At 66.1% G+C, this 23,850-nt stretch carries 19 protein-coding genes; 12 read left to right on the top strand and 7 right to left on the bottom strand.

Going from position 1 to position 23,850, the window contains the following annotated elements; all coding sequences use genetic code 11:
• Positions 1–36: 36 nt before the first annotated feature.
• The 3 genes from P1U75_RS00225 to P1U75_RS00215 form a co-directional block, all read right to left on the bottom strand.
• Entirely contained in the window at positions 37–1,305 is a 1,269-nt protein-coding gene (locus P1U75_RS00225) for an ABC transporter permease subunit (protein ID WP_300238308.1), read from the bottom strand.
• Complete coding sequence (locus P1U75_RS00220) at positions 1,302–2,108, bottom strand: ABC transporter ATP-binding protein (protein ID WP_300238305.1); 807 nt, start codon at positions 2,106–2,108, stop codon at positions 1,302–1,304. The genes P1U75_RS00225 and P1U75_RS00220 overlap by 4 nt, the downstream gene beginning before the upstream one ends.
• A gap of 73 nt (positions 2,109–2,181) precedes the next feature.
• Positions 2,182–3,180: an ABC transporter substrate-binding protein gene (locus tag P1U75_RS00215; protein ID WP_300238303.1), complete on the bottom strand. Its 999-nt coding sequence runs from the start codon at positions 3,178–3,180 to the stop codon at positions 2,182–2,184.
• 421 nt (positions 3,181–3,601) lie between these two features.
• Between P1U75_RS00215 and P1U75_RS00210 the strand changes: the two genes are divergently transcribed.
• From P1U75_RS00210 to xsc, 5 genes are all read left to right on the top strand, one after another.
• Positions 3,602–4,987 carry an aminotransferase class III-fold pyridoxal phosphate-dependent enzyme gene (locus tag P1U75_RS00210; protein WP_300238302.1) on the top strand — a complete coding sequence of 462 codons (1,386 nt, stop codon included), beginning with the start codon at positions 3,602–3,604 and terminating at the stop codon, positions 4,985–4,987.
• A gap of 292 nt (positions 4,988–5,279) precedes the next feature.
• A complete protein-coding gene (locus P1U75_RS00205) occupies positions 5,280–6,254 on the top strand; it encodes a class I SAM-dependent methyltransferase (RefSeq protein ID WP_300238300.1) in 975 nt (324 codons plus the stop codon).
• Between the two features lie 70 nt (positions 6,255–6,324).
• A complete protein-coding gene (locus P1U75_RS00200; protein ID WP_300238297.1) occupies positions 6,325–6,966 on the top strand; it encodes a glutathione S-transferase family protein in 642 nt (213 codons plus the stop codon).
• A 316-nt stretch (positions 6,967–7,282) separates the two neighbouring features.
• Positions 7,283–8,746 carry a PLP-dependent aminotransferase family protein gene (locus P1U75_RS00195; protein WP_300238295.1) on the top strand — a complete coding sequence of 488 codons (1,464 nt, stop codon included), beginning with the start codon at positions 7,283–7,285 and terminating at the stop codon, positions 8,744–8,746.
• A 145-nt stretch (positions 8,747–8,891) separates the two neighbouring features.
• A complete protein-coding gene (gene xsc / locus P1U75_RS00190) occupies positions 8,892–10,667 on the top strand; it encodes a sulfoacetaldehyde acetyltransferase (protein WP_300238293.1) in 1,776 nt (591 codons plus the stop codon).
• A 66-nt stretch (positions 10,668–10,733) separates the two neighbouring features.
• Here the strand turns inward: xsc and P1U75_RS00185 are convergent, their stop codons facing one another.
• On the bottom strand, positions 10,734–11,588 hold the full coding sequence (locus tag P1U75_RS00185; protein ID WP_300238291.1) for a phosphate acyltransferase: 855 nt from the start codon (positions 11,586–11,588) through the stop codon (positions 10,734–10,736).
• A gap of 33 nt (positions 11,589–11,621) precedes the next feature.
• On the opposite strand from P1U75_RS00185, the gene P1U75_RS00180 reads away from it, so the two are divergent.
• From P1U75_RS00180 to P1U75_RS00160, 5 genes are all read left to right on the top strand, one after another.
• Entirely contained in the window at positions 11,622–12,755 is a 1,134-nt protein-coding gene (locus tag P1U75_RS00180; RefSeq protein WP_300238288.1) for a citrate/2-methylcitrate synthase, read from the top strand.
• A 97-nt stretch (positions 12,756–12,852) separates the two neighbouring features.
• A complete protein-coding gene (locus P1U75_RS00175; protein ID WP_300238286.1) occupies positions 12,853–15,681 on the top strand; it encodes a molybdopterin oxidoreductase family protein in 2,829 nt (942 codons plus the stop codon).
• On the top strand, positions 15,678–16,430 hold the full coding sequence (locus P1U75_RS00170) for a 4Fe-4S dicluster domain-containing protein (protein WP_300238283.1): 753 nt from the start codon (positions 15,678–15,680) through the stop codon (positions 16,428–16,430). Before P1U75_RS00175 ends, P1U75_RS00170 begins: the two co-directional genes overlap by 4 nt.
• A 1-nt stretch (position 16,431) precedes the next feature.
• Entirely contained in the window at positions 16,432–17,301 is an 870-nt protein-coding gene (locus P1U75_RS00165; protein ID WP_300238280.1) for a DmsC/YnfH family molybdoenzyme membrane anchor subunit, read from the top strand.
• A gap of 161 nt (positions 17,302–17,462) precedes the next feature.
• Entirely contained in the window at positions 17,463–18,308 is an 846-nt protein-coding gene (locus tag P1U75_RS00160) for a DUF1989 domain-containing protein (RefSeq protein WP_300238278.1), read from the top strand.
• 32 nt (positions 18,309–18,340) lie between these two features.
• Here the strand turns inward: P1U75_RS00160 and deoD are convergent, their stop codons facing one another.
• From deoD to P1U75_RS00145, 3 genes are all read right to left on the bottom strand, one after another.
• Positions 18,341–19,054, bottom strand: coding sequence for a purine-nucleoside phosphorylase (deoD, locus tag P1U75_RS00155; RefSeq protein ID WP_300238275.1), 714 nt, complete (start codon positions 19,052–19,054; stop codon positions 18,341–18,343).
• Between the two features lie 18 nt (positions 19,055–19,072).
• Positions 19,073–19,393 carry an H-NS histone family protein gene (locus P1U75_RS00150; RefSeq protein ID WP_300238273.1) on the bottom strand — a complete coding sequence of 107 codons (321 nt, stop codon included), beginning with the start codon at positions 19,391–19,393 and terminating at the stop codon, positions 19,073–19,075.
• Between the two features lie 105 nt (positions 19,394–19,498).
• Positions 19,499–21,496, bottom strand: a complete 1,998-nt coding sequence (locus tag P1U75_RS00145) for a protein meaA (RefSeq protein ID WP_300238412.1) — start codon at positions 21,494–21,496, stop codon at positions 19,499–19,501.
• A gap of 164 nt (positions 21,497–21,660) precedes the next feature.
• Between P1U75_RS00145 and P1U75_RS00140 the strand changes: the two genes are divergently transcribed.
• Complete coding sequence (locus P1U75_RS00140) at positions 21,661–23,025, top strand: 1-acyl-sn-glycerol-3-phosphate acyltransferase (protein WP_300238270.1); 1,365 nt, start codon at positions 21,661–21,663, stop codon at positions 23,023–23,025.
• Between the two features lie 156 nt (positions 23,026–23,181).
• On the top strand, positions 23,182–23,850 hold a 669-nt coding region (locus tag P1U75_RS00135; protein ID WP_300238268.1), incomplete at its 3' end, for an alcohol dehydrogenase catalytic domain-containing protein.

Raw genomic sequence — 23,850 nt, 5'->3', positions numbered from 1 at the left:
GCTTCGCGCGTGTTCCGGGCGGGGGTCAGCCCTGGCTCACACCTTGCCCTTCCACGGCACCAGCACCCGCTCGGCCCAGCGCATCAGCATGTCGATACCGAATCCGATCACCCCGATCAGGATGATCCCCATGATCACGATATCGGTGTTCTGGAACTTCGAGGCGACCATGATCATCATCCCCGCGCCCTTCTCGGCGGCGACCAGTTCGGCGGCCACCACCGTGCCCCAGCAGACCCCCATCGCCACCCGCGCGCCGGTGAAGATCTCGGGCAGCGAATTGGGCATGATCACATGGCGCATGATCTGCCACTTGCTGGCGCCCAGCGAATAGGCGGCGTGCACCTTGGAAATCGACACGCCGGAGACCCCCGAGCGCGCCGCGATGGCCATGATCCACAAGGCGGCGAGGAACAGCAGGATGATCTTGCCGGTCTCACCGATCCCGGCCCAGATGATCACCAGAGGGATCAGCGCCAGGGGCGGCACCGGCCGCATGAATTCGACGATCGGATCGAACCAGCCGCGGAACCAGTTCGACAGCCCCATCGCATAGCCCAGCGGGATGCCGACCAGCGCGCCCAGAAGGAACCCGACGACGACCCGGAACAGCGAATACCCCAGATGCTCCAACAGGGTCGATCCGCGAAAGCCCGCGCCGGCAATCTCGGCCAGCCGGGCGACCACCGCCTCGGGCGAAGGCAGCCAGATCGGCTCCATTTGCCAGCCTTTCGAGGGCTCAAAATTCAGCGTCCCCTTGGGGCTCATGCCGACGCGGCCGAACCTGGTCGCCACGCTCTTGCCCGGCCCGATCGGCTCACCATTCACCGCCACCACCCTGGCGCCCGCGTCGCGGCCGATCTCGTCGTTGCGGTCGACCCGGATCAGCCCGCTGCGCCACATCCCCACCGTGGCGCTGTCGTTCCTGGCCCAGCCGTCGCCCGGCTCCACCTCGGGGTTCTCGACCTTCTGCTCGACCGGATGCACCAGAACCGTCACCGTGGCGGTATCGCGATCCCCGTTTGTCGCCTGCGCGGTATATTCGAACGTGGCCACCCCCTGGAACGGCCCCGGTGCGTGCAGAAACCCCGGCAACAGCGCCGAGCCGGTGAACATCCCCCAGAGCACGAAGATCGAGACGATCGAGATCACGCTGGCCCAGCGGTCGGAGACCACCGCGCTCTCGTCGCCGAAGGTCACGGTCTTGAGCGAGGTGAAATCATGCCGCGCCGCCCGTCGGATCACCCGGGTCACGATCAGGAACGAGGCGACGAAGATCGCGGCATAGATCAGCAGCGGGATCATGCGCCTGCCTCCACCCGGCCCATGATTTCCTCTTCCATGTTCCAGATCATGTTCAGGATCTCCTCGCGCGTCGGCGCGTACTCGGGATGTTTCTTGACCTCGCGCAGGTCGGCCCCCACCCCCAGGTCGGCAAAGGGCAGCCGGTATTCCTTGTGAATCCGTCCCGGACGTGGCGCCATCACCAGCAGACGCTCACCCAATAGCAGCGCCTCCTCGACCGAATGGGTGATCAGGATGATGGTCTTGCCGGTCTCCTTCCAGAGCTTGAGCACGAGGCTCTGCATCTTTTCCCGCGTCAGCGCGTCCAGCGCGCCCAGCGGCTCATCCATCAGGATCACGTCCGGGTCATTGGCCAGGCAACGCGCCAGCGCCACCCGCTGCTGCATCCCTCCCGACAGCTCGTAGACCGCCTTGTCCTTGAAATCCTGCAACCCCACCACCTCGAGCAGGTGATTGACCACCTCGGCCATGTCCAGTTTGGGCATGCCCTTCATGCGCGGGCCGAAACTGACGTTGTCGCGCACGCTCATCCACTCGAACAGCGCGCCCTGCTGGAACACCATGCCGCGCTCGGCGGCGGGGCCGGTCACCCGGTGCCCGTTCATCACCACCTGCCCCTCGGTCGGGGCCAGGAACCCGGCCAGGATGTTCAGAAGCGTGGTCTTGCCGCAGCCCGAGGGGCCCAGCACGCTCATCAGCTCGCCTTCCTTCAAATGCAACGAGACATCCTGCAACGCCTGCACCGACCCGCCGCCCGGCAGGTCGAATCGCATCGACAGGTTTTCGATCGCCAGTCCGGACATGGCTTTCCCCCGGTTTGTGCATGGACGCGCGGATGCGGTCCGGGCAGCGCACCGCCCGGACCGTTGCCGTCGCTTACATGTCGCTGGCGGCCTGCAGCGGCGCGCTATTCACCGCGTTGTCATAGCTGTCGAGCGCGGCATCGATGCTGCCGGCCTCGACAAAGACATCGGCCACCCCCTTCATGAAGGTCTGCGCACCACCGCCCAGCCATTTCGGCCCAAGCTGGTCCGCCACCGGGGGAAAGATGAAGGTGCTGATCGTGGCCTCGGTCGCCTCCATGTCCATGCCGGCGTCCTTGGCGATCACCGGCAGCATCTCGGCCTTGTGCTCGCCCGAGTTCCACATCGCGTTGGCATCGCCGGTCACCTTGAGGAACTTGGCCACCAGATCGCTGTTCTCGGCGACCCAGCCCGCCGGGCCCGAGGTCACGTCAAACACGAGAATCCCCAGTTCCTCCTTCTCCGCCCCGGTCAGCAGCACGTTGCCGTGCTCCTTCATCCGGCGCAGGCTGCCGCCCCAGCCGCAGGCCATGTCCACCGCGCCCTGCGCGATCGCCGCAGCGCCATCCGGCGGCGCCATGTCGACCACCTCCAGGCTGCCCAGATCGACGCCGAAATGGCTCATCTGCTTGAGAAAGCCGTAATGTGCCGCGGTGCCCAGCGGCACGGCGACCTTCTTGCCCGCCAACTCACCGGCAGACATCTTGTCGATCTCCAGATCGGCCCGCACCACGCAGTTATCATTGTCGGAATAGCTCACCGCCACATCGAGGATCTGCAGATCCTGCCCGGCGCTGGTCGCCACCACGAAGGGCGGCACCCCCTGGCTGACCGAAAGCTGCACGTCGCCGCTGGCCATCGCGGCACTCATCGCGGTGCCTGTGTCGAAGCTGACCCAATTCACCGTGACGCCCATCTCCTCGTCATAGGTTCCCATCACCTTGGCGTATTCGAACGGCATCGGCCATTCCAGGAAATACCCCACGGTGATCTCATCGGCACTCGCGGCGCTTGCCCCGGCCAGCACGGCCAGTCCGGCCACGGCCCCCATCAGCCTGGTTTTCAATGTCATCTTTATCTCCCTGTTCCTCCGCCCGCGGGCGGACCCTGTTGCTGCGGGCGGTTCGCCGCCATGTCCTTGCACGTCACTCCGGGTCGGGCGTCCGGTCCGGCCGCTGCCGACCCGCCCTGATCCGAGCCGAATTCCGGCCTCCGATCAATTTATTTTTCCCGGCAGGGCCAATCTGTTGCAGTTTTCGAAACCCGCCTTCGGCTTTCGTTAATCTGTGATTTTCAACGCGATTCTGGGTGACTAGACCCGCAACGCGCTCCGCCCGCCGGGCCCCCGCTCACCCGACTGGACTCACGCGAAGAATGCATCTGGACCTACGGAACGCCCGGATTTTGGCGTTTCTGGTATCAGCAGCGCCCCCCCCCCGCAAGCGGGGGTTTCGGCGCGCCCCCTCGTTCCTGAGACAGCGAAAGGACCGGCCATGGACGGCACGTTCAACGAAAACGACATCAGCCGCATCGTCGAGGCCGACAAGGCCCACGTCTGGCACCACCTGATCCAGCACAAACCCTTTGAAACCAACGACCCGCGCATCATCCTCGAGGGCAAGGGTATGCGGGTCTGGGACCAGAACGGCAAGGAATACCTCGATGCCGTTTCCGGCGGGGTCTGGACGGTGAACGTCGGCTACGGCCGCGAGAGCATCGCCAAGGCGGTCTACGACCAGCTGATGAAACTGTGCTACTTCGCCCAGTCGGCGGGCTCGATCCCCGGCTCGCTGTTCTCCGAAAAGCTGATCTCGAAAATGCCGGGGATGAGCCGGGTCTACTACACCAACTCCGGCTCCGAGGCGAACGAGAAGGCGTTCAAGATGATCCGCCAGATCGCGCACAAGAAATACGGCGGCAAGAAACACAAGATCCTCTACCGCGACCGCGATTACCACGGCGGCACGCTGGCCACCATGTCCGCCGGCGGCCAGGACGAGCGCGTGATGCAATACGGGCCGCTCGCGCCGGGCTTCGTGCGGGTGCCGCACTGCATGGAATACCGCCCCCAGTGGGATCTGAGCGGTGAGGAATACGGGGCACGCGCCGCCGACGCCATCGAAGAGGTGATCCTCGCCGAGGGCCCCGATACCGTCGGCGGGCTCTGCCTTGAGCCGGTCACCGCCGGCGGCGGCGTCATCACCCCGCCGCCGGGCTATTGGGAGCGGGTGCAGGAGATCTGCCGCAAGTACGACATCCTGCTCCATATCGACGAGGTGGTCTGCGGCGTGGGCCGCACCGGCACCTGGTTCGGCTATCAGCATTACGGCATCAAGCCCGACTTCGTGACCATGGCCAAGGGCGTCGCCTCGGGCTACGCGGCGATCGCCTGCTGCGTGACCACCGAAGAGGTGTTCGAGATGTTCAAGGACGACGCCTCCGACCCGCTGAACTACTTCCGCGACATCTCGACCTTTGGCGGCTGCACCGCCGGCCCGGCGGCGGCGCTGGAAAACATGCGCATCATCGAGGACGAGAACCTGCTCGACAATACCGTGAACATGGGTGCGCGGATGATGGACAACCTCGGCGCGCTGATGGAGAAACACCGCGTCGTCGGCGACGTGCGCGGCAAGGGGCTCTTTTGCGGCGCCGAACTGGTGGCCGACCGCAACACCAAGGAGCCGGTCAGCGAAAAGCAGATGGCCCAGGTCTCGGCCGAATGCGGCGCGCAGGGGGTCATCATCGGCATGTCCAACCGCTCGGTGCCGGGGCTCAACAACGTGTTGTGCTTCTCGCCGGCGCTGATCGCCACCGAGGACGACATCGACCAGATCACCGATACCGTCGATGCCGCCCTGACCAAGGTCTTCGGCTGACGAAGGCCTCGCGGCTGTTGTTGACAAGTAACGAGGCCGGGCAGGCAGCCCGGCCTTTTTCGTCCCGTCCGCCCCCCGCGAACCGATGCGAACCGCGTGCCCTCTGGCACCGCAGGGTCCTTGCCCCGGGGCGCCCGCCGCTTCTTTTCTTTGAAAATATCCCGGGGGGCCAAAGGGCGACGGGGGCCGCGCCCCCTTGCGCCGCCATCCGCAACAGCCGTTCGACCCGCGCTGTTGAGAAATCCCGCCAACCCGGGCACACTCTCCGCACCCCAGCGGAAAGGTCCGCCAGATGATCGACGATCCGACCGGCCCGGCCCCGGCCCTCGCGGTGCTCCGCAGCTCGCTCGCAGTCGACGATGCGCTGACCCGCCTCGACGGCGCGATGGCGGATCAGGCCCGGCACCTTGCCACCCTGACCGCGCTTTCGGCCCGGATCGCCGCGCTCACCGGCTCCGATGGCGCCGTATCGCCATACCGGCAGGGGCGGCTGAAAACCCTGCAGCTGCGCTACACCGCGACCGAGAAACTGCTCGACAAGGCGCGCCAGACCCTCGACGAGGACCGCGCCGCCTATCGCGCCGCCCTGACCCTTGGCCGCGAGTCGCTCTGCCGGCACGCGATCCTGCTGGCCGAGCTGCGGGCCGGGCAGGATTCGCAGATCCGCAAGAACGCGGGGCTTTGCCGCGCGCTGGAACGCCAGTTTCACCGGCAATGCGACAGCGTCCCAATTTCCGCCCCCGATACCGCCGCCAGCGGGTTCGATGTGCCCGAAGGCTCGTATGATTACATCTCCATCGGCCTGTCCCGGTTCCTCGACATGCTGGGGCGGCTCGATCATTGCCTGTCGATGGACCCGGCCTATGCCTGCGACGGCGCGCGCTATCGCCCGGTGTCCTTCCTCGAAATCGGCTGCGGTCCCGGCCACATTCTCGAACTTGCCCGAACCTGCGGGATTTGCCGCTTCGGCACCTGCACCGGCTTCGACATCAACCCGCAGGCCATCGCGCTCGGCCGCGCCGCCTTCGATCTGGGCGATGCGGTGACGGTGGGCGATGCGCTGGAGCACGACTATTCGCAAGCGGAGGTGATCTATTCCTTCCGCCCCTTCTCCAACCCCGACCTGCAATCCCGGCTTGAGGCGCGGCTGGCCGAGACCATGCGCCCCGGCGCCTATCTGATCGCGCCGATGCCGCTCGACCTCGACCGCCACGGCGTGCTGACCCCGGTGGATCGCGCCGCGGAAATCTGGCGCAAGAGCGGGTGAGCGGCGCACCGCGCCTTTCCCGGCGCGCGCGCTGACGACAAACTGCTCCAACCCGATCACGGAGAGACGCATGCTGGAAATCTGGGGCCGCAAGACCTCCTCCAACGTCCAGGCGCTGATGTGGACGGTGGGCGAACTGGGGCTCGCCTACATCCGCCACGATGCCGGGCACCGCTTTGGCGGCACCGATACCGCCGGGTTCACCGCGATGAACCCCAACCGGACCGTGCCGGTGCTGCGCGATGGCACCAACCCGCCGCTGTGGGAAACCGGGGCGATCCTGCGATACCTCGCCGCGCGCTATGGCAACGACGGATTCTGGCCCTCCGACCTGCTGGCCCGGACCGAGGTCGACCGCTGGGCGGAATGGGCCAAGATCAACGTGGCGACCGGCTTCACCGTCCCGGTGTTCTGGCGCGTGGTGCGAACGTCCCCGGCCGATCGCGATCCTGCCGCCACCTCCGCCGCGCTCGCCGCGCTGGAGGACAAGCTCACCATCGCCGACCGGCGCCTCGCCGAACACCCTTATCTCGCCGGCGCCGGCTTTACCCTCGCCGATATCCAGTTCGGCCACGTCCTTTACCGCTATTTCGACATCGACATCCCCCGCGCCGACCTGCCCGCGCTGCGCCGCTACTATGACCGGCTGACCCAGCGCCCGGCCTACCGCGAGCATGTGATGGTCCCCTACCAGGAATTGCGCGTAGGCTGATCGCCCCCGCCGGCCACGATCAGGATCATGTGACAACAGCCCCCTCGTTAACCTCATTCCGGGCCATTTCCCCGGCAAATCCGCCGTTTCGTACAAAACCGCCGCAAAACTCCCCAAACCACCGGCCCCGGCACCCCCGTGCCCCGGGCAGACCGTACGGAACAGGCCCGAAACTCCCCGAAATCCCGGCCTTATCGCGCCCAAACCGGGCTGAGTCGCCCCCCGGTCCGTCCGGTTAACGCCCCGCCCGTCAGTCCAGCCGTTCCGCGCGATACGGCCAGTTTACAGCCCCGATATATCCAGCCTATCCTGCCCCATGCCAATCTCCGTCGATACCTTCTTTCTCAACCCCGAGGCCTCCGGCACGCTGCAGGCGCAGGTGCAGCAGATGATCGCCGAGGGCATCCTCTCGGGCCGCTTCCACGCCGGCGAGAAACTGCCCTCCTCGCGCAAGCTCGCCGCGCATCTGGGCATCAGCCGCATCACCGTGACCATCGCCTATACCGAACTGGTGGCAAACGATTATCTCACCTCGCGCGGCCGCTCGGGCTACTACGTGTCGGACAACGCGCCGGTGCCGCCCAGCTATTCGCCGCGCCCGCGCGCCGCCGACACGGTGGACTGGACCCGCGCCATCGCCCAGCGCTTCACCGGCGGCGACACGCCGCGCAAGCCCGGCGGCTGGCGCGACTTCCGCTACCCGTTCATCTACGGCCAGGCCGACCCCACGCTGTTCGACCACGCCAATTGGCGGCAATGCGCCCTGCGCGCCCTGGGGCAAAAGGATTTCGCAGCCTTAACAGACGACTACTACGATCGCGACGATCCGCTGCTGGTCGAATACATCGCCCGCCACACCCTGCCACGGCGGGGAATCTCCGCCCGCCCGGAAGAGATCCTGATCACCCTCGGCGCCCAGAACGCGCTATGGATCGCCGCCCGTGTGCTGCTGAACCGCCGCCGCCGCGCGGTGATCGAGGATCCCTGTTACCACGCCCAGCGCGACCTGCTCTCGCACGCGGGCTGCCAGCTGACCCCGGTGCGGGTCGATGCCGACGGGCTGCCGCCCGACGCGATCCCGCCCGACACCGACGTGATCTTCACCACCCCCAGCCACCAATGCCCGACCACCGCCACCATGCCGCTGCACCGCCGCCGCGCCCTTCTGGCGCGTGCCCGCGAGATCGACGCGCTGGTGGTCGAGGACGACTATGAATTCGAGATGGCCTTTCTTGCCGCCCCCTCCCCGGCGCTGAAATCGCTCGATGAGGACGGCCGGGTGATCTATGTCGGCAGCTTCTCCAAGTCGCTGTTTCCCGGTCTGCGCCTTGGCTACATGGTCGGCTCCGAGCCCTTCATCCGCGAGGCCCGCGCGCTGCGCGCCACCATGCTGCGCCACCCGCCCGGCCACATCCAGCGCACCGCCGCCTATTTCCTGTCGCTGGGCCATTACGACAGCCAGATCCGCCGCATGGGCGCGGCGCTGCACGACCGCCGCCGGACAATGGAGGCGGCGATTGCCGAGCACGGGCTGACCATCGCCGGGCGCGGGGTCTATGGTGGCTCGTCCCTGTGGATGCAGGGGCCACCGGGCAGCGACAGCGCGCGTCTGGCGGCGCGGCTGCTGGCCGACAGCGTGTTTATCGAGCCCGGAACCCCGTTTTTCGCTGGCCCCGACCGGCCGACGCGGTTCTTTCGCCTCGGCTATTCGTCGATCTCGTCGGCGCGGATCGGCGCGGGCATCGCGCGCATCGCCGCCGCCCTCGCGGCGCAGTCCTGAGGATCAGGGGGTAACCGGTTCAGCCCCCCTGACCCAAGTGGCCTTAACCCGCGCTCCGGACTGGCCCTAACGGTTCCCGCGACAACCCCCTAAGAAAAACGGAATAAAACTGAATTCCAAAATGGCCCCGGGGGAGCCTCCGATCATGAAAATGACAACCGAAGAAGCCTTTGTGAAGGTGCTGCAGCAGCATGGGATCGAACATGCCTTCGGCATCATCGGCTCCGCCTTCATGCCGATCTCCGACCTGTTTCCCAAGGCCGGCATAACCTTCTGGGACTGCGCGCACGAGGGCTCGGGCGGGATGATGGCCGATGGCTATACCCGCGCCACCGGCAAGATGTCGATGATGATCGCCCAGAACGGCCCCGGCATCACCAATTTCGTCACCGCCGTGAAAACCGCCTACTGGAACCACACACCGCTGCTGCTGGTCACCCCGCAGGCGGCCAACAAGACCCTCGGTCAGGGCGGCTTCCAGGAGGTCGAACAGATGGCCGCGTTCAAGGACATGGTGGCCTATCAGGAAGAGGTCCGCGACCCCTCCCGCGTGGCCGAGGTTCTGAACCGCGTGATCATCCAGGCCCGGCGCGCCAGCGCCCCGGCGCAGATCAACGTGCCGCGCGACTACTGGACTCAGGTGATCGACATCGACCTGCCCGAGATAGTCGAATTCGAACGCCCCTCCGGCGGCGCGGATGCCATTGAAAAGGCAGCGGAATTGCTCTCGTCCGCCAGGTTCCCGGTGATCCTCAATGGCGCCGGAGTGGTGCTGGGCGGGGCGATCCCCGACACCATCGAACTGGCCGAGCGGCTGGATGCGCCGGTCTGCGTCGGCTACCAGCACAACGATGCCTTCCCCGGCTCGCATCCGCTGTTTTCCGGGCCGCTGGGCTATAACGGGTCGAAGGCGGGGATGGAGCTGATTTCCAAGGCCGACGTGGTGCTCTGCCTCGGCACGCGGCTTAACCCGTTCTCGACCCTGCCGGGCTATGGCATCGACTACTGGCCCAAGGACGCCCAGATCATCCAGGTCGATATCAATCCCGACCGGATCGGGCTGACCAAGACCGTCAGCGTCGGCATCGTCGGTGATTCCAAAAAGGTGGCGCGCGCGCTGCTCGACACGCTGTCCGGCACTGCCGGGGACGAGGGTCGGGAGGCGCGCAAGGCGCTGATCGCGCAGACCAAATCGGCCTGGGCCCAGCAACTGGCAAGCATGGATCACGAGGATGACGACCCCGGCACCAGCTGGAACCAGCGCGCCCGCGACGACAAGCCCGAGTGGATGAGCCCCCGCATGGCCTGGCGCGCGATCCAGAGCGCGCTGCCGCGCGAGGCGATCATCTCTTCCGATATCGGCAACAACTGTGCCATCGGCAATGCCTATCCCAGTTTCGAGGCGGGGCGGAAATACCTCGCCCCCGGCCTGTTCGGTCCTTGCGGCTATGGGCTGCCGTCGATCGTCGGCGCCAAGATCGGCTGCCCCGACGTTCCGGTGGTGGGTTTTTCCGGCGATGGTGCCTTTGGCATCGCGGTGACCGAGCTGACCGCCATCGGGCGCGGCGAATGGCCCGCGATCACCCAGGTGGTGTTCCGCAACTACCAGTGGGGGGCGGAAAAGCGAAACTCCACGCTTTGGTATGACGACAATTTCGTCGGCACCGAGCTGGATACCCAGGTCTCCTATGCCGGCATCGCCAAGGCCTGCGGGCTGCAAGGGGTCGTCGCGCGCACCATGGAGGAGTTGTCGGCGGCCCTGGCCCAGGCAATCACCGACCAGATGGAGCACGGCAAGACCACCCTTATCGAGGCGCTGATCAACCAGGAACTGGGCGAGCCGTTCCGCCGCGACGCGATGAAGAAACCGGTGGCGGTGGCCGGCATCGACGCCGCCGACATGCGGCCGCAAAAGGTCTGACCGGATCGGGATCGGGGGTAAAATCCTTCCAAGGATTCTGCCCGGAATTCTCGAAAATTCCGCCCCTCAGGCCAGCGCCAGCGTCACCACGGTGGCGGCCACGATATCATCCACCGTCGCCCCCCGGCTCAAGTCGCAGACGGGGCGGCGGAACCCCTGCAGGATCGGGCCGAGCGCCTGCGCACCGGCCAGTTCCTGCGCCAGCTTGTAGGCAATATTGCCCGCGTCCAGATCGGGGAAGACGAGAACATTGGCATCGCCCTGCCCCAGCCCTTTGGCCCCGGCCACCCGCGGATTGAGCGCGGCATCGCCCTGCACCGGGCCGGTAAAGCCGGTGGCCTCGGCCGCCACGCGCACCTTGTCGACGCTGGCGCCGCTGCCGCTGCTACCGGTCGAGAAGGACAGCAGCGCCACCCGCGCCGACCCCAGAAGCGCGCGCGCCGTCACCTCCGAGGCGCGCGCGATGTCGGCCAGTTGCGCCGCGTCCGGGTCCACGTTCAGCCCGCAATCGGCAAAGATCATCTCGCGCCCGTCCGGGAACCGCATCAAAAAGAACGACGAGGCGGTCGTGACCCCCTCGGCCGGGCCGATGGCGAGGGAGGCCGCCTCGATCACCTTCTTGGTGGCCGTCACGGCGCCGGCGACCATCGCGTCGGCCTCGCCTGCCGCGACCATGGCGGCGGCGCGGATCAGCGGGCGGGACAGCATCCGCCGCGCCAGCGCCTCTTTCAACCCGCGCGCCGCGACCAGGGCGGCGAGCTGCGCCTCGGAGGGCTCCGCCACCGCGAGCGGTTCGGCCAGCCCCTCGGCGCGCAGCCGTTCGGCCGCCGCGTCGATGCGCGCATCCTCCCCCAGTTCGGGGAACACCACCCGGGCGCGTCTTGCGCGCGCTGCCTCAACTGCCTTGTCCAATGCCGACATCGCATCCTCCCTGCCGACCCGAAGGAGCCAGCCATGAGTGAGAACGTCAAGATCAACCGGGGCCTCAAGGGCGTCTATTTCGAGCGCTGCGGCGTCAGCGACATCGACGGTGCCAGGGGCGAGCTCAGCTATCGTGGCTATTCGATCCACGATCTGGCGACGCGATCCACCTTCGAAGAAGTCTGCTACCTGCTGATATTCGGGGAGCTGCCGAGTGCGGCGGAACTGTCGGCCTTCGACGCAAGGATGAAGGCGGCGCGCGCGCTGCCCGAGGCAGTCTATCACATCATCGCCGCCTGCAAGGACGGGCATCCGATGGACGTGCTGCGCACCGCCGTCTCGGCGTTGGCGGCGCTGGAGCCGGCCAGCCAGGCGGTGGGTGAAGCGGGTTTTGTCGAGAACGGCCTTCGCCTGACCAGCCAGGTCCCGATGATCATCGCGGCGCATGAGGCGATCCGCAACGGGCGCGACCCGGTCGGAGCCGATCCCGCGCTTGGCCATGCGGCCAACTGGCTGTGGATGCTCAAGGGCGAGACACCGTCGCAGGAGGCCGCCCGGCTGGCCGACGTCGATTTCATCCTGCACGCCGAACATGGCGCCAACGCCTCGAGCTTTGCCGCGCGGGTGACTGTGGGAACCGAGGCGAACCTGCACGGCGGCATCGTCACCGCCCTTTCCACCCTCGCCGGGCCGGCGCATGGGGGCGCGGCAGAAGACGTGATGAAGATGGTGCAGGAGATCGGAACGCCGGAGAACGCCGCCGCCTACGTCAAGGCCAAGCGCGCGGCGAAAGAGGCGGTGACGGGGTTCGGCCACCGGGTCTATCGCAAGGAGGATCCGCGCGCGCGCCACATGCGCGAGGGCGTGCGCAAGCTGGGCGAGGAGATGGGCGCGCCCGAGTGGTACGAGATCCTGCAGGCAGTGGTCGAAGCGATGAAACCCTATGCCCGCCACGGGCTGAACGTGAACGTCGATTTCTATTCCGGCGTGATCTATCAGCTGCACGGCATCCCGATGGACCTCTATGTACCGATCTTCGCGATCGGGCGGATGCCGGGCTGGATCATCCAGTGCATCGAGCAGCAACGGCGCAACATCCTGATCCGTCCGCTCACGCTCTACGACGGGCCGGAGATGCGCCCCTACGTGGCGCTAGAGGACCGCTAAGCATGTACCAGATTGGCGATTCAGACTACGCAACAAAATATTCGCATTTTTTGGAATGTTATCCTAACCTGCCGCGAAACGACTGGGAGGAGAGCGGATGGCCTATCGCCAGCCGGTTTTAGAGACGTCGCCGGAGGTGTCCGATGAGATACGCCGGACCACCTGCTACATGTGTGCCTGCCGCTGCGGGATCAACGTGCACATGAAAAGCGGCCCCGATGGCAAGAAGCGGGTCGCCTATATCGAGGGCAACCGCGACCATCCGGTGAACAAGGGCGTGCTCTGCGCCAAGGGCAGCGCCGGGATCATGCAGGTCAACGCGCCCTCGCGGTTGCGCGCGCCGCTGAAACGGGTCGGGCCGCGCGGCTCGGGCGAGTTCGAGGAAATCTCCTGGGACGAGGCGATGGAGATCGCCACCGGCTGGCTGAAACCATTGCGCGAGGAGGCGCCGGAAAAGCTGGCCTTTTTCACCGGGCGCGACCAGAGCCAGAGTTTTACCGGCTGGTGGGCCCAACAGTTCGGAACCCCGAATTATGCCGCGCATGGCGGGTTTTGTTCGGTCAACATGGCCACCGCCGGCATCTATACCATGGGCGGCGCCTTCTGGGAATTCGGCCAGCCCGATTGGGATCACACCAAGCTGTTCCTGCTGTTCGGGGTGGCCGAGGATCACGATTCCAACCCGATCAAGATGGGGATCGGCAAGATCAAGGCGCGCGGGGCGCGGGTGATCGGGGTGAACCCGGTGCGCACCGGCTACAACGCGGCGGCCGACGACTGGATCGGCATCACGCCGGGCACCGACGGGCTGTTCATCCTGTCGCTGGTGCACGAGCTGATGAAGGCAGGCAAGATCGACCTCGATTACCTCGCGCGCTACACCAACGCGCCCTGCCTGGTGGCCGAGGCCCCGGGGAGCGCGCAGCACGGGCTGCTGCTGCGCGACGAGGGCGGCAAGACGCTGGTGATCGACCGGGCCAGCGGCAAGCTCGCCCCGTTCGACCGCCCCGGGGTGCGCCCGGACCTCACCGCCACGCATGAACAGGACGGTGTGACCTATCGCCCGGTTCTGCACCTGATGGCCGACCGTTACCTGTCAACGGACTACGCACCCGAGACCGTGGCCGGCCGTTGCGGCATCCCGGCGGACAAGATCCGCGCGGTGGCCGCCGAGATCGCCCGCGTCGCCTTTGACGAGGCCTTTGAGCTGGACCGCGAATGGACCGATTTCCGGGGCGAGACGCACAAGACCATGGTCGGCCGCCCGGTCAGTTTCCACGCCATGCGCGGCATCTCGGCCCATGCCAACGGGTTCCAGTCCTGCCGCGCGCTGCATGTGTTGCAGATCCTTCTGGGCACGGTCGAGGTGCCGGGCGGGTTCCGGTTCAAACCGCCCTATCCGAAACCCTCGCACATCCACCCCAAGCCGCATTGCGGCGTGACACCGGGCGCACCGCTGGACGGGCCGCACCTGGGGTTCGTACACGGGCCCGAGGACCTCGCACTCAGGGACGACGGCAGCCCGGCGCGCATCGACAAGGCGTTCACCTGGGAAAACCCGATGTCGGCGCACGGGCTGATGCACATGGTGATCTCCAACGCGCATGCGGGCGATCCCTACAAGATCGACACGCTGTTCATGTACATGGCGAACATGGCGTGGAACTCCTCGATGAACACCAAGGGTGTGATGGAGATGCTGACCGACACCGATGAAAGCGGCGATTACGTGATCCCGCGCATCATCTATTCGGATGCCTACAGCTCGGAAATGGTGGCCTATGCGGACCTGGTGCTGCCCGATGCCACCTACCTTGAGCGACACGACTGCATCAGCCTGCTCGACCGCCCGATCTGCGAGGCCGATGCCATGGCCGACGCGATCCGCTGGCCGGTGATCGAACCCGACCGGAACGTGAAGGGGTTTCAATCCGTGCTGATCGACCTCGGGGTCAGATTGGCGCTGCCCGGGCTGGTGAGTGAGGACGGCAGCGCCAGATATGCCGATTACGCCGATTACATCGTCAACCATGAACGCAAACCCGGCATCGGCCCGCTGGCCGGCTGGCGTGGCGACGGCACCGGGGCCGGGCGCGGCGCGCCGAACCCGGAGCAGTTGAACCGCTATATCGACAACGGCGGGTTCTTCGAAACCCATATCCCCGCCGAGGCCTCCTATTACAAACCGTGGAACGCGGCCTATCAGGACTGGGCGGTCAGCATGGGCCTGTTCGACAGCCCGCAGCCCTACCTGTTCCAGCTCTACGTCGAGCCGCTGCGGCGATTCCAGCTGGCGGCGGAGGGGCATGGCGAGCGTCAGCCGCCCGACCACCTGCGCGAGCGGATCAAGACCACCATGGACCCGCTGCCGATCTGGTACGAAACCGACCAGCAGGGCAACGAGGGCTTTCCCGTTAACGCGCTGACCCAGCGGCCGATGGCGATGTACCACAGCTGGGGCAGCCAGAACGCCTGGCTGCGGCAGTTGCACGGGCATAACCCGCTTTACATGCCCACGCGGCTGATGCGCGAGCACGGGCTTAAGGATGGCGACTGGGCGCGGGTCTCCTCGCCGCATGGCGAGATCACCGTGCCGGTGATGGAGATGGCCGCACTGAACGACAACACGGTCTGGACCTGGAACGCCATCGGCAAGCGCAAGGGCGCCTGGGCGCTGGAAGAGGATGCGCCGGAAGCAACGCGCGGCTTTCTCCTGAACCACCTGATCCACGAGTTGCTGCCGCCCAGGGGCGACGGGCTGCGCTGGGCCAACTCCGATCCGATCACCGGCCAGGCAGCCTGGTTCGACCTCAAGGTGAAGATCGAGAAGGTCGCGGCACCGACGGAAAGTCAGCCGGTTTTCCCGCCGATCAAATCGCCGGTGGGCACCGGGCCGAAGCGCCTGCGCTGGAAGGTGGGAAAATGACGACGTTACCGGAAAGCACTGACCGCAAGCTGGGTCTCGTGATCGATCTGGATACCTGCGTCGGCTGTCATGCCTGCGTGATCTCCTGCAAGGGCTGGAACACCGAGAATTACGGCGCGCCGCTGTCGGATCAGTCGCCCTATGGCGCCGATCCCTCGGGGACCTTCCTCAACCGCGTGCATTCCTACGAGGTGCAGCCCGAGGATGGTCTGGCGCAGCTGATCCACTTTCCCAAGTCCTGCCTGCATTGCGAGGATGCCCCCTGCGTCACGGTCTGCCCCACCGGAGCCAGTTACAAGCGCACCGAGGACGGCATCGTCCTGGTCAACGAGAGCGATTGCATCGGTTGCGGGCTCTGCGCCTGGTCCTGCCCCTATGGCGCGCGCGAGTTGGACGCGGCCGAGGGCGTGATGAAGAAATGCACGCTGTGCGTCGACCGCATCTATAACGACAACCTGCCGGAGGAGGATCGGATGCCCGCCTGCGTGCGCACCTGCCCGGCGGGCGCGCGGCATTTCGGCGACCTGGGCGACCCGGACAGCGCCGTCAGCCAGTTGGTGGCCGAGCGCGGCGGATTGGACCTGATGCCGGAACAGGGCACGCGGCCCGTCAACAAGTACCTGCCGCCACGCCCGAAGGACCGGATCGCGGCAGAACCCCGGGCGCTGGAGCCGGTGGTCGAGGAGGCCACGGGCTTTCTCGGATGGCTCGACCGCGCGCTCGACCGGCTGCCCGGCGGAGGAGACTGAGATGCATCCCGCCAGATCCGTCATCCTTTTCACCACGCTCTCCGGGCTCGGATTCGGCCTGCTGATCTGGCTCGGGCTGGGCCTGCCGACGGTCACCGGATGGTCTGCCTTTGCCTTTTTCTCCGTCGCCTACCTGTTGGCGGGGGGGGGGCTGATCGCCTCGACCTTTCACCTCGGTCGGCCCGAACGCGGGCTGAAGGCCTTCACCCAATGGCGCACGAGCTGGCTGAGCCGCGAGGCCTGGTGCTCGGCCGCGACGCTGCTGGTGATGGCCCTCTACGGCGCCGGGCTGGTGTTCCTTGAGGCCCGCTGGGCGCTGCTGGGCTGGATCGGCGCCGCACTGAGCCTGCTCACCGTGTTCACCACCTCGATGATCTACACCCAGCTCAGGTCGGTGCCGCGCTGGCACATGGCGCTGACCCCGGCGCTGTTTCTGAGCCTGGCGCTGGCCGGCGGCGCGCTGCTGGCCGGGCAGGTGGGTTATGCGATGCCGCTGTTGCTGCTGGCCGGGGCGATCCAGATCGCCCACTGGCTGCGCGGCGACGGGGCGCTGGCGCGCTCAGGCAGCACGATGAACAGCGCGACCGGGCTCACCGGCGGCCCTGTGCGCGCCTTTGAGCCGCCACACACCGGGCCCAACTACCTGCTGCACGAGATGGTTCATGTGGTCGGGCGCAAGCATGCGACCCGGCTGCGGGCGATCGCGCTGGTGATGATGGTGCTGGTGCCGGCGGGGTGCCTGGCGCTGCCGTTCTCGCACAGCATCGCGGCGCTGGCCGTACTCAGCCACCTGCTGGGCATTCTGGCCTCTCGCTGGCTTTTCTTCGCCGAAGCCGAGCATGTGGTGGGGCTTTATTACGGCAAGCGCTGAGCGGGACGCAGCCGGGGTCGGGGGCGCTGCCCCCGTCGCCTGCGGCGCCTCCCCCGGGAGTATTTTCGGCCAGAAAAAGACCGGGTCGGGCGGTTTCCGTGCCGCGCTTGCGCTTTCGGGCCGGGCGCGGTTTGGTGGGGCGAAGCGAAACGGAGCCCGCCATGACCCAAGCCCCCGAGGATGCCGAGGCGCGCCGCGCCATCGCGCCGGTGATCTGCTATCCCGTTGATGCGCTGCCGCGGCTCGATCTGGCGCTTTATGCCCGGGCGCGGGCCGGGGCGCGCAAACTGGCCGAGGTGATCGCGCCGCCGCGCGAGGCGGCCTGTTTCGAGGTGGCGGCCGGGCAGTTCTTTCGCATCTCCTCGATCCAGGGGCCGCAGGTGGGGGATCTGAACCTGTGGAACGCGCAGGATCTGTCCGAGCGGTTCTATTCCGGCAAGACGCGGGCGCTGCACGGCACCCATGTGACGACGGGCGCGCGGCTGTGGAGCAGTTTCCCGGCGATGCGGCCGATGGCGACGATCACCGCAGACACGCTGTCGTGGTACGGCATCGACGCCTTTGGCGGCTCGGTGCATGACGTGATCGGCACCCGCTGCGACCCCTATACGCATAACCTTCTGGCCGGGGGGCAGTATCACCATTGCTGCCATTCCAACCTGACGCGGGCGCTGGCCGATCACGCGGGGCTGTCTCTGACCGAGGCGGAGCGGCATGTGCATGACGTGCTGAACGTTTTCATGTGCACCGGGTTCACCCGCGACACCGGGCAGTATTTCATGAAGGCCAGCCCTGTGCGCCCGGGGGATCACCTGGAATTCTTCGCCGAGATCGACCTGCTGGGCGCGCTCAGCGCCTGTCCGGGCGGGGATTGTTCGGCCGAACATTCCAGCGACGCGGCCGCCTGCCACCCGCTGCTGATCGAGGTCTTCGCACCGCCCGAGGGTGCGCTGGAGGGATGGGCGCCGCCGCCGGTGAACGGGTATGACCGCAGCCACGGGCGCTGACCCCGAAGGGCGCGCCCTGGCCCGCGCCCGGGTTATTGCGCGCCGGGAAAGGCCGCGTTGAGGGCGATCTCCACCATCGCGGCAAAGCTGCGCTCGCGGTCCTCGGAGGGCAGTGCCGCGCCGGTGATCAGGTGGTCGGAGACCGTCAGCACCGCCAGGGCCCGCCGATTGTGGCGGGCGGCGAGCGTATAAAGCTCGGCGGCCTCCATCTCGACCCCGAGGATGCCGTGGCGCACCATCTGTTCGTTCAGGTCGGGGCGTTCGTCATAGAAAGTGTCGGAGGAATAGATGCCGCCGATATGGGCGCGCGCGCCCTGGGCCTCGGCCGCCGCGGCGGCGGCGCGCAGCAGGGTCCAGTCGGCGCAGGGGGCGAAGTTCACCTCGCGGAATATGGTGGAGGAGGGCGAGGTGACAGTGCTGGCCGTCATCGCCAGGATCACGTCGCGCAGGCCGACCTGATCCTGCATCCCGCCGCAGGAGCCGATGCGGATCAGGGTCTGCGCGCCGTAGTCGCGGATCAGCTCGTTGACGTAGATCGACAGCGACGGCATGCCCATGCCGCTGCCCTGGATGGTGACCGGGTTTCCGTTCCAGCTGCCGGTAAATCCAAGCATTCCGCGCACGGAATTGATTTGCTTCGCATCCGAAAGGAAAGTTTCGGCGGCCCATTTCGCGCGATAAGGGTCCCCCGGCAACAATACCGTTTCGGCAATGTCGCCGGGTGCGGCGCCAATATGAATGGTCATTTCAAGGCCGGCTGATTCTCACATTTCCATTTCGGTGATATCGACGCCCCGCTTGAGCGCATCATGCACCCACTGCGGCTTGCGTCCGCGGCCCGACCAGGTCTGTTCGTGGTCATCCGGGTTGCGGTATTTCGGCGGCGATTTCGCCTGTTTGCCCGCAGGGCGCGTTTTGGCATCGGCCAGTTCGGACAGGGAAAAGCCGAATTCAGCGGCCGCCTTTTCCGCCGCCATCAGGGCCTCGCGCCGTTCGCGCTGCTCGGCGTCCTTGATCGCCTTGTCCAGGTCTTTCCTGAGATCCAGCAGATCTTTGCGCGACATAGCAGAAAGGTCAATTGCCATCGTATTCTCCTATTATTGTCAGAAACGCCGACCCTATAGCCGACGCGTTCCAACAACAATAGCGATAAATGCGACGCTGATCAGCGTCAAAATGCGATGGCGTTGCTATTCTGCAGCGATTTTTTCAGGATCCGCCAGGGAAATGATATCGCCCATTATGGTATTCAGTTCGAAATCCTTTGGCGTATAGATTCTCGCCACGCCCATTTCGCGCAGTTTTTCAGCGTCGTCCTCGGGGATGATGCCGCCGACGATCACGGGAATATGGGTCAATCCGGCGTTTTTCATGCGAATCATCACGTCTTCGACAAGGGGAATGTGGCTGCCAGAGAGGATGGAAAGACCGACGACATGGGCGTTTTCCTCGATCGCCTTGTCGACGATTTCCTGCGGCGTGAGGCGAATCCCCTCGTAGGAGATGTCCATGCCGCAATCGCGGGCGCGGAAGGCGATCTGTTCGGCGCCGTTGGAATGGCCGTCGAGCCCGGGCTTGCCGACCAGGAATTTCAGGCGGCGTCCCAGCCGGTCGCTGACCGCATCGACGGCGGCGCGCAGATCGTCGAGCCCCTCGGTCTTGTTCGACACCGATCCGGAGACGCCGGTAGGGCCGCGGTAGGTGCCGTGCACGGCGCGCATCTGTTCGGCCCATTCGCCGGTGGTGGCGCCGGCCCTGGCCGCCGCGATCGAGGGCTCCATGATGTTGCGCCCCTCGCGCGCGGCCTGGCGCAGCGCGGCGAGCGCGGCCTGCACGGCGGGTTCGTCCCGCTCAGCGCGCCAGGCGTTCAGCCGGTCGATCTGCTCCTGCTCGACCGCCGGATCGACAGTCATGATGCCGCCGTCCGCGCTCATCAGCGGTGAGGGCTCGGTGGTGGTGAACCTGTTGACGCCCACGACAACGGTTTCGCCGGCCTCGATCCGGTTCAGACGTTCGGCGTTGGATTCCACCAGCCGCGATTTCATGTAGTCAATCGCCTGGATCGCGCCGCCCATGCTGTCGAGGTTGGCCAGTTCCGCGCGCGCGCCGTCTTTCAATTCCTCGACCTTGGCATCCACCGCCGGGTTGCCTTCGAACAGGTCGTCGTATTCCAGAAGGTCGGTTTCAAGGGCGAGGATCTGCTGCATGCGCATCGACCATTGCTGATCCCAAGGGCGCGGCAGGCCCAGCGCCTCGTTCCAGGCGGGCAATTGCACGGCGCGCGCGCGGGCCTTCTTGCTCAGCGTCACCGCCAGCATTTCAATCAGGATGCGATAGACGTTGTTTTCCGGCTGCTGTTCGGTCAGGCCCAGCGAATTGACCTGGACCCCGTAACGGAAACGGCGGAATTTCGGATCGCTCACCCCGTAGCGGGTCTCGCAGATCTCGTCCCAGAGATCGACGAAGGCGCGCATCTTGCACATTTCGGTGACAAAGCGGATGCCGGCATTCACGAAAAAGGAAATGCGCCCGACGAGGGCGGGAAAATCCTCGGCCGGAACGCGCGGGCGCAACTCGTCCAACACCGCGATGCCGGTGGCAAGGGCAAAGGACAGCTCCTGCTCGGGCGTCGCGCCGGCCTCTTGCAAGTGATAGGAACAGACATTCATCGGGTTCCATTTCGGCACGTTGGAATAGCAGTATTCAGCCACATCCGCGATCATCTTCAGCGAGGGTTTCGGCGGGCAGACATAGGTGCCGCGCGACAGGTATTCCTTGATCAGGTCATTCTGCACCGTGCCCTGCAGCCTGGAGACATCCGCGCCCTGTTCCTCGGCCACCGCGATATAGAGCGCAAGCAACCAGGGCGCGGTGGCATTGATCGTCATCGAGGTGTTCATCTGATCCAGCGGGATCTGGTCGAACAGCAACCGCATGTCGCCCAAATGCGAGACCGGCACGCCGACCTTGCCGACCTCGCCGCGCGCCAGGGTGTGGTCGCTGTCATAGCCGGTTTGGGTCGGCAGGTCGAAGGCCACCGAAAGCCCGGTCTGCCCCTTGGCCAGGTTGCCGCGATAGAGCGCGTTGGAGGCCTGGGCAGTGGAATGCCCGGCATAGGTGCGGATCAGCCAGGGGCGGTCTTTCTGGGTCTGGGTCATCGGGTGCCTCTTGAATCGGTGCGCAAGAATATTTCGCTTGGATGTTCTAAATCGCAATTATCAACGTGTGTCAATTCGCTGCGTCGCGGCATCAGTTTCGCTGGCCCGCCAATGGCGCGAAACGGGCGATGGATGCCGCGCCCTTGGGCACGCCGCCTCTTTCCTGCCGGGCCGCATTGCTGCAAGGCTTGCGCATGACCCGGACCATCGAGCTTCCGCTGTGGCTGTTTATACTGATCCTGCTCTTTGCGGCGGTCACCTTTGCCTCGCATTTTCTGTTTCCCTCGGTGCGCTGGTTCTTTCGGCGGCGGCTGGAGCGGGTGGTGGCGCGGCTGAACGAGCGATTGGATCAGCCGATCCAGCCGTTCAAGCTGACCCGGCGCTTCGACATGATCCAGCGGATCATCTACAACCCGCAGGTCAGCCAGGCGATCGCCGACCACGCCCGCGCCGAGGGCATCCCGGAGAACGTGGCATTCCAGCAAGCCCGCCGCTATGCGCGCGAGATCGTGCCGTCGTTCTCCGCCTCGCTCTACTTCGGCTTTGCGATCCGCGCGGCGCGGTTCCTGAGCAACGCGCTCTATCATGTGCGGCTGCGGCAGCTGGACGAACCGGCGCTGCGCGCCATTGACCGCGATGCGACGGTCATCTTCGTGATGAACCATCGCAGCAACATGGATTACGTGCTGGTCACCTATCTGGCGGCGGAACGGTCGGCGCTGTCCTATGCGGTGGGGGAGTGGGCGCAGGTCTGGCCGCTGAGCCGTCTGATCCGGGCGATGGGGGCCTATTTCATTCGCCGCAAGTCGCGCAACGACCTCTATCGCGCGGTGCTGGCCTGTTACGTGCGGCTGGCCACCGATGCCGGGGTGACCCAGGCGCTGTTCCCCGAGGGTGGGCTGAGCCTGACCGGCGGGCTGACGCCGCCGAAACTCGGGCTGTTGAAATACATCACCACGGGGTTCGATCCGCAGGGGCGCGACGTGGTCTTTGTCCCGGTGGCGCTGAACTACGACCGGGTGCTGGAGGACCGCATCCTGATCGCCGCAGGCAAGGGGACCGGGCGGCGGTTCAACGCGCGGATCGGGGTGATCGCGGGCCATGTGCTGCGTCAGCTTTGGCTGTGGGCGACCGGGCGATACCGCCGCTTTGGCGAGGCGGTGGTCACCTTTGGCGCGCCCCTGTCGCTTGCCGCGCTGCGGGCGGAGAGCGAAGGCGATGTCACCGACCGGCTGGCGGAAACGCTGATGCGGCGGATCGCCGACGGGGTTCCGGTGCTACCGGTGCCGCTGGTGGCCTGGCTAGTTCTGACCCATGGGGCCATGAGCCGGGCCGAGCTCGATGCCCGCGCCCGGGCCGCCCTTGCGACCCTGTCGGCCTCGACCGTGGGCCGGTTCGGTGCCGATCCGCACGCCGCCACCGAGGCCGGGCTGCGCGCGCTCTGCGCGCAGGGGGCGTTGCGGCTGGAGCAGGGGGGCTATTTTCCCGATCCGCAGGGGCTGGACCTGTTGCAGTTCTATGCCAATTCGATCCGCCATCTCATGCCGGTCGAGACCTAGGGAATTCTGCAAGTGCAAAGATCTTTCTGCACTCGCTGGGTCATAAAATTACAAAATTGATCAAAACACTATTGCATTGTTGCGTGGCTATTCATATCCCATCTTGAGAGCCGCGATTCTGCATCGCGGCACAAGGAATGCAGAATGGAGGCCACCATGGCTTTGGACACCAACGGCGGTATCGCGCCGTACGAGGCGCCTGAAAAAGACCTCTACGAAATGGGGGAAATGCCCCCGCTGGGCTATGTGCCCAAGCAGATGTACGCCTGGGCAATCCGCAAGGAGCGTCATGGTGAGCCGGACACGGCGATGCAGCTGGAGGTCGTGGAGACCCCGGTGCTCGACAGCCACGAGGTGCTGGTCCTGGTGATGGCGGCCGGCGTCAACTACAACGGTGTCTGGGCCGCGCTGGGCCAGCCGGTGAGCCCGTTCGACGGCCACAAGCAGCCCTATCACATCGCCGGGTCGGATGCCGCCGGCATCGTCTGGGCGGTGGGTGACCGGGTCAAGCGCTGGAAGGTCGGCGACGAGGTCGTGGTTCATTGCAACCAGGACGACGGCGACGACGAGGAGTGCAACGGCGGCGATCCGATGTTCTCGCCCAGCCAGCGGATCTGGGGCTACGAGACGCCCGACGGCTCGTTCGGGCAGTTCACCCGGGTGCAGGCGCAGCAGCTTATGCCGCGCCCCAAGCACCTGACGTGGGAAGAGGCCGCTTGCTACACGCTGACGCTGGCCACCGCATACCGTATGCTCTTCGGTCACCACCCCCATGAGCTCAAGCCCGGTCAGAACGTTCTGGTTTGGGGCGCGTCGGGCGGTCTT

Source organism: Antarcticimicrobium sp. (genome assembly GCF_029212575.1).
Taxonomy (GTDB): domain Bacteria; phylum Pseudomonadota; class Alphaproteobacteria; order Rhodobacterales; family Rhodobacteraceae; genus Antarcticimicrobium.
The sequence above is the reverse complement of the archived record's forward strand: the minus strand, read 5'-3'. Positions and strand labels throughout refer to the sequence as shown.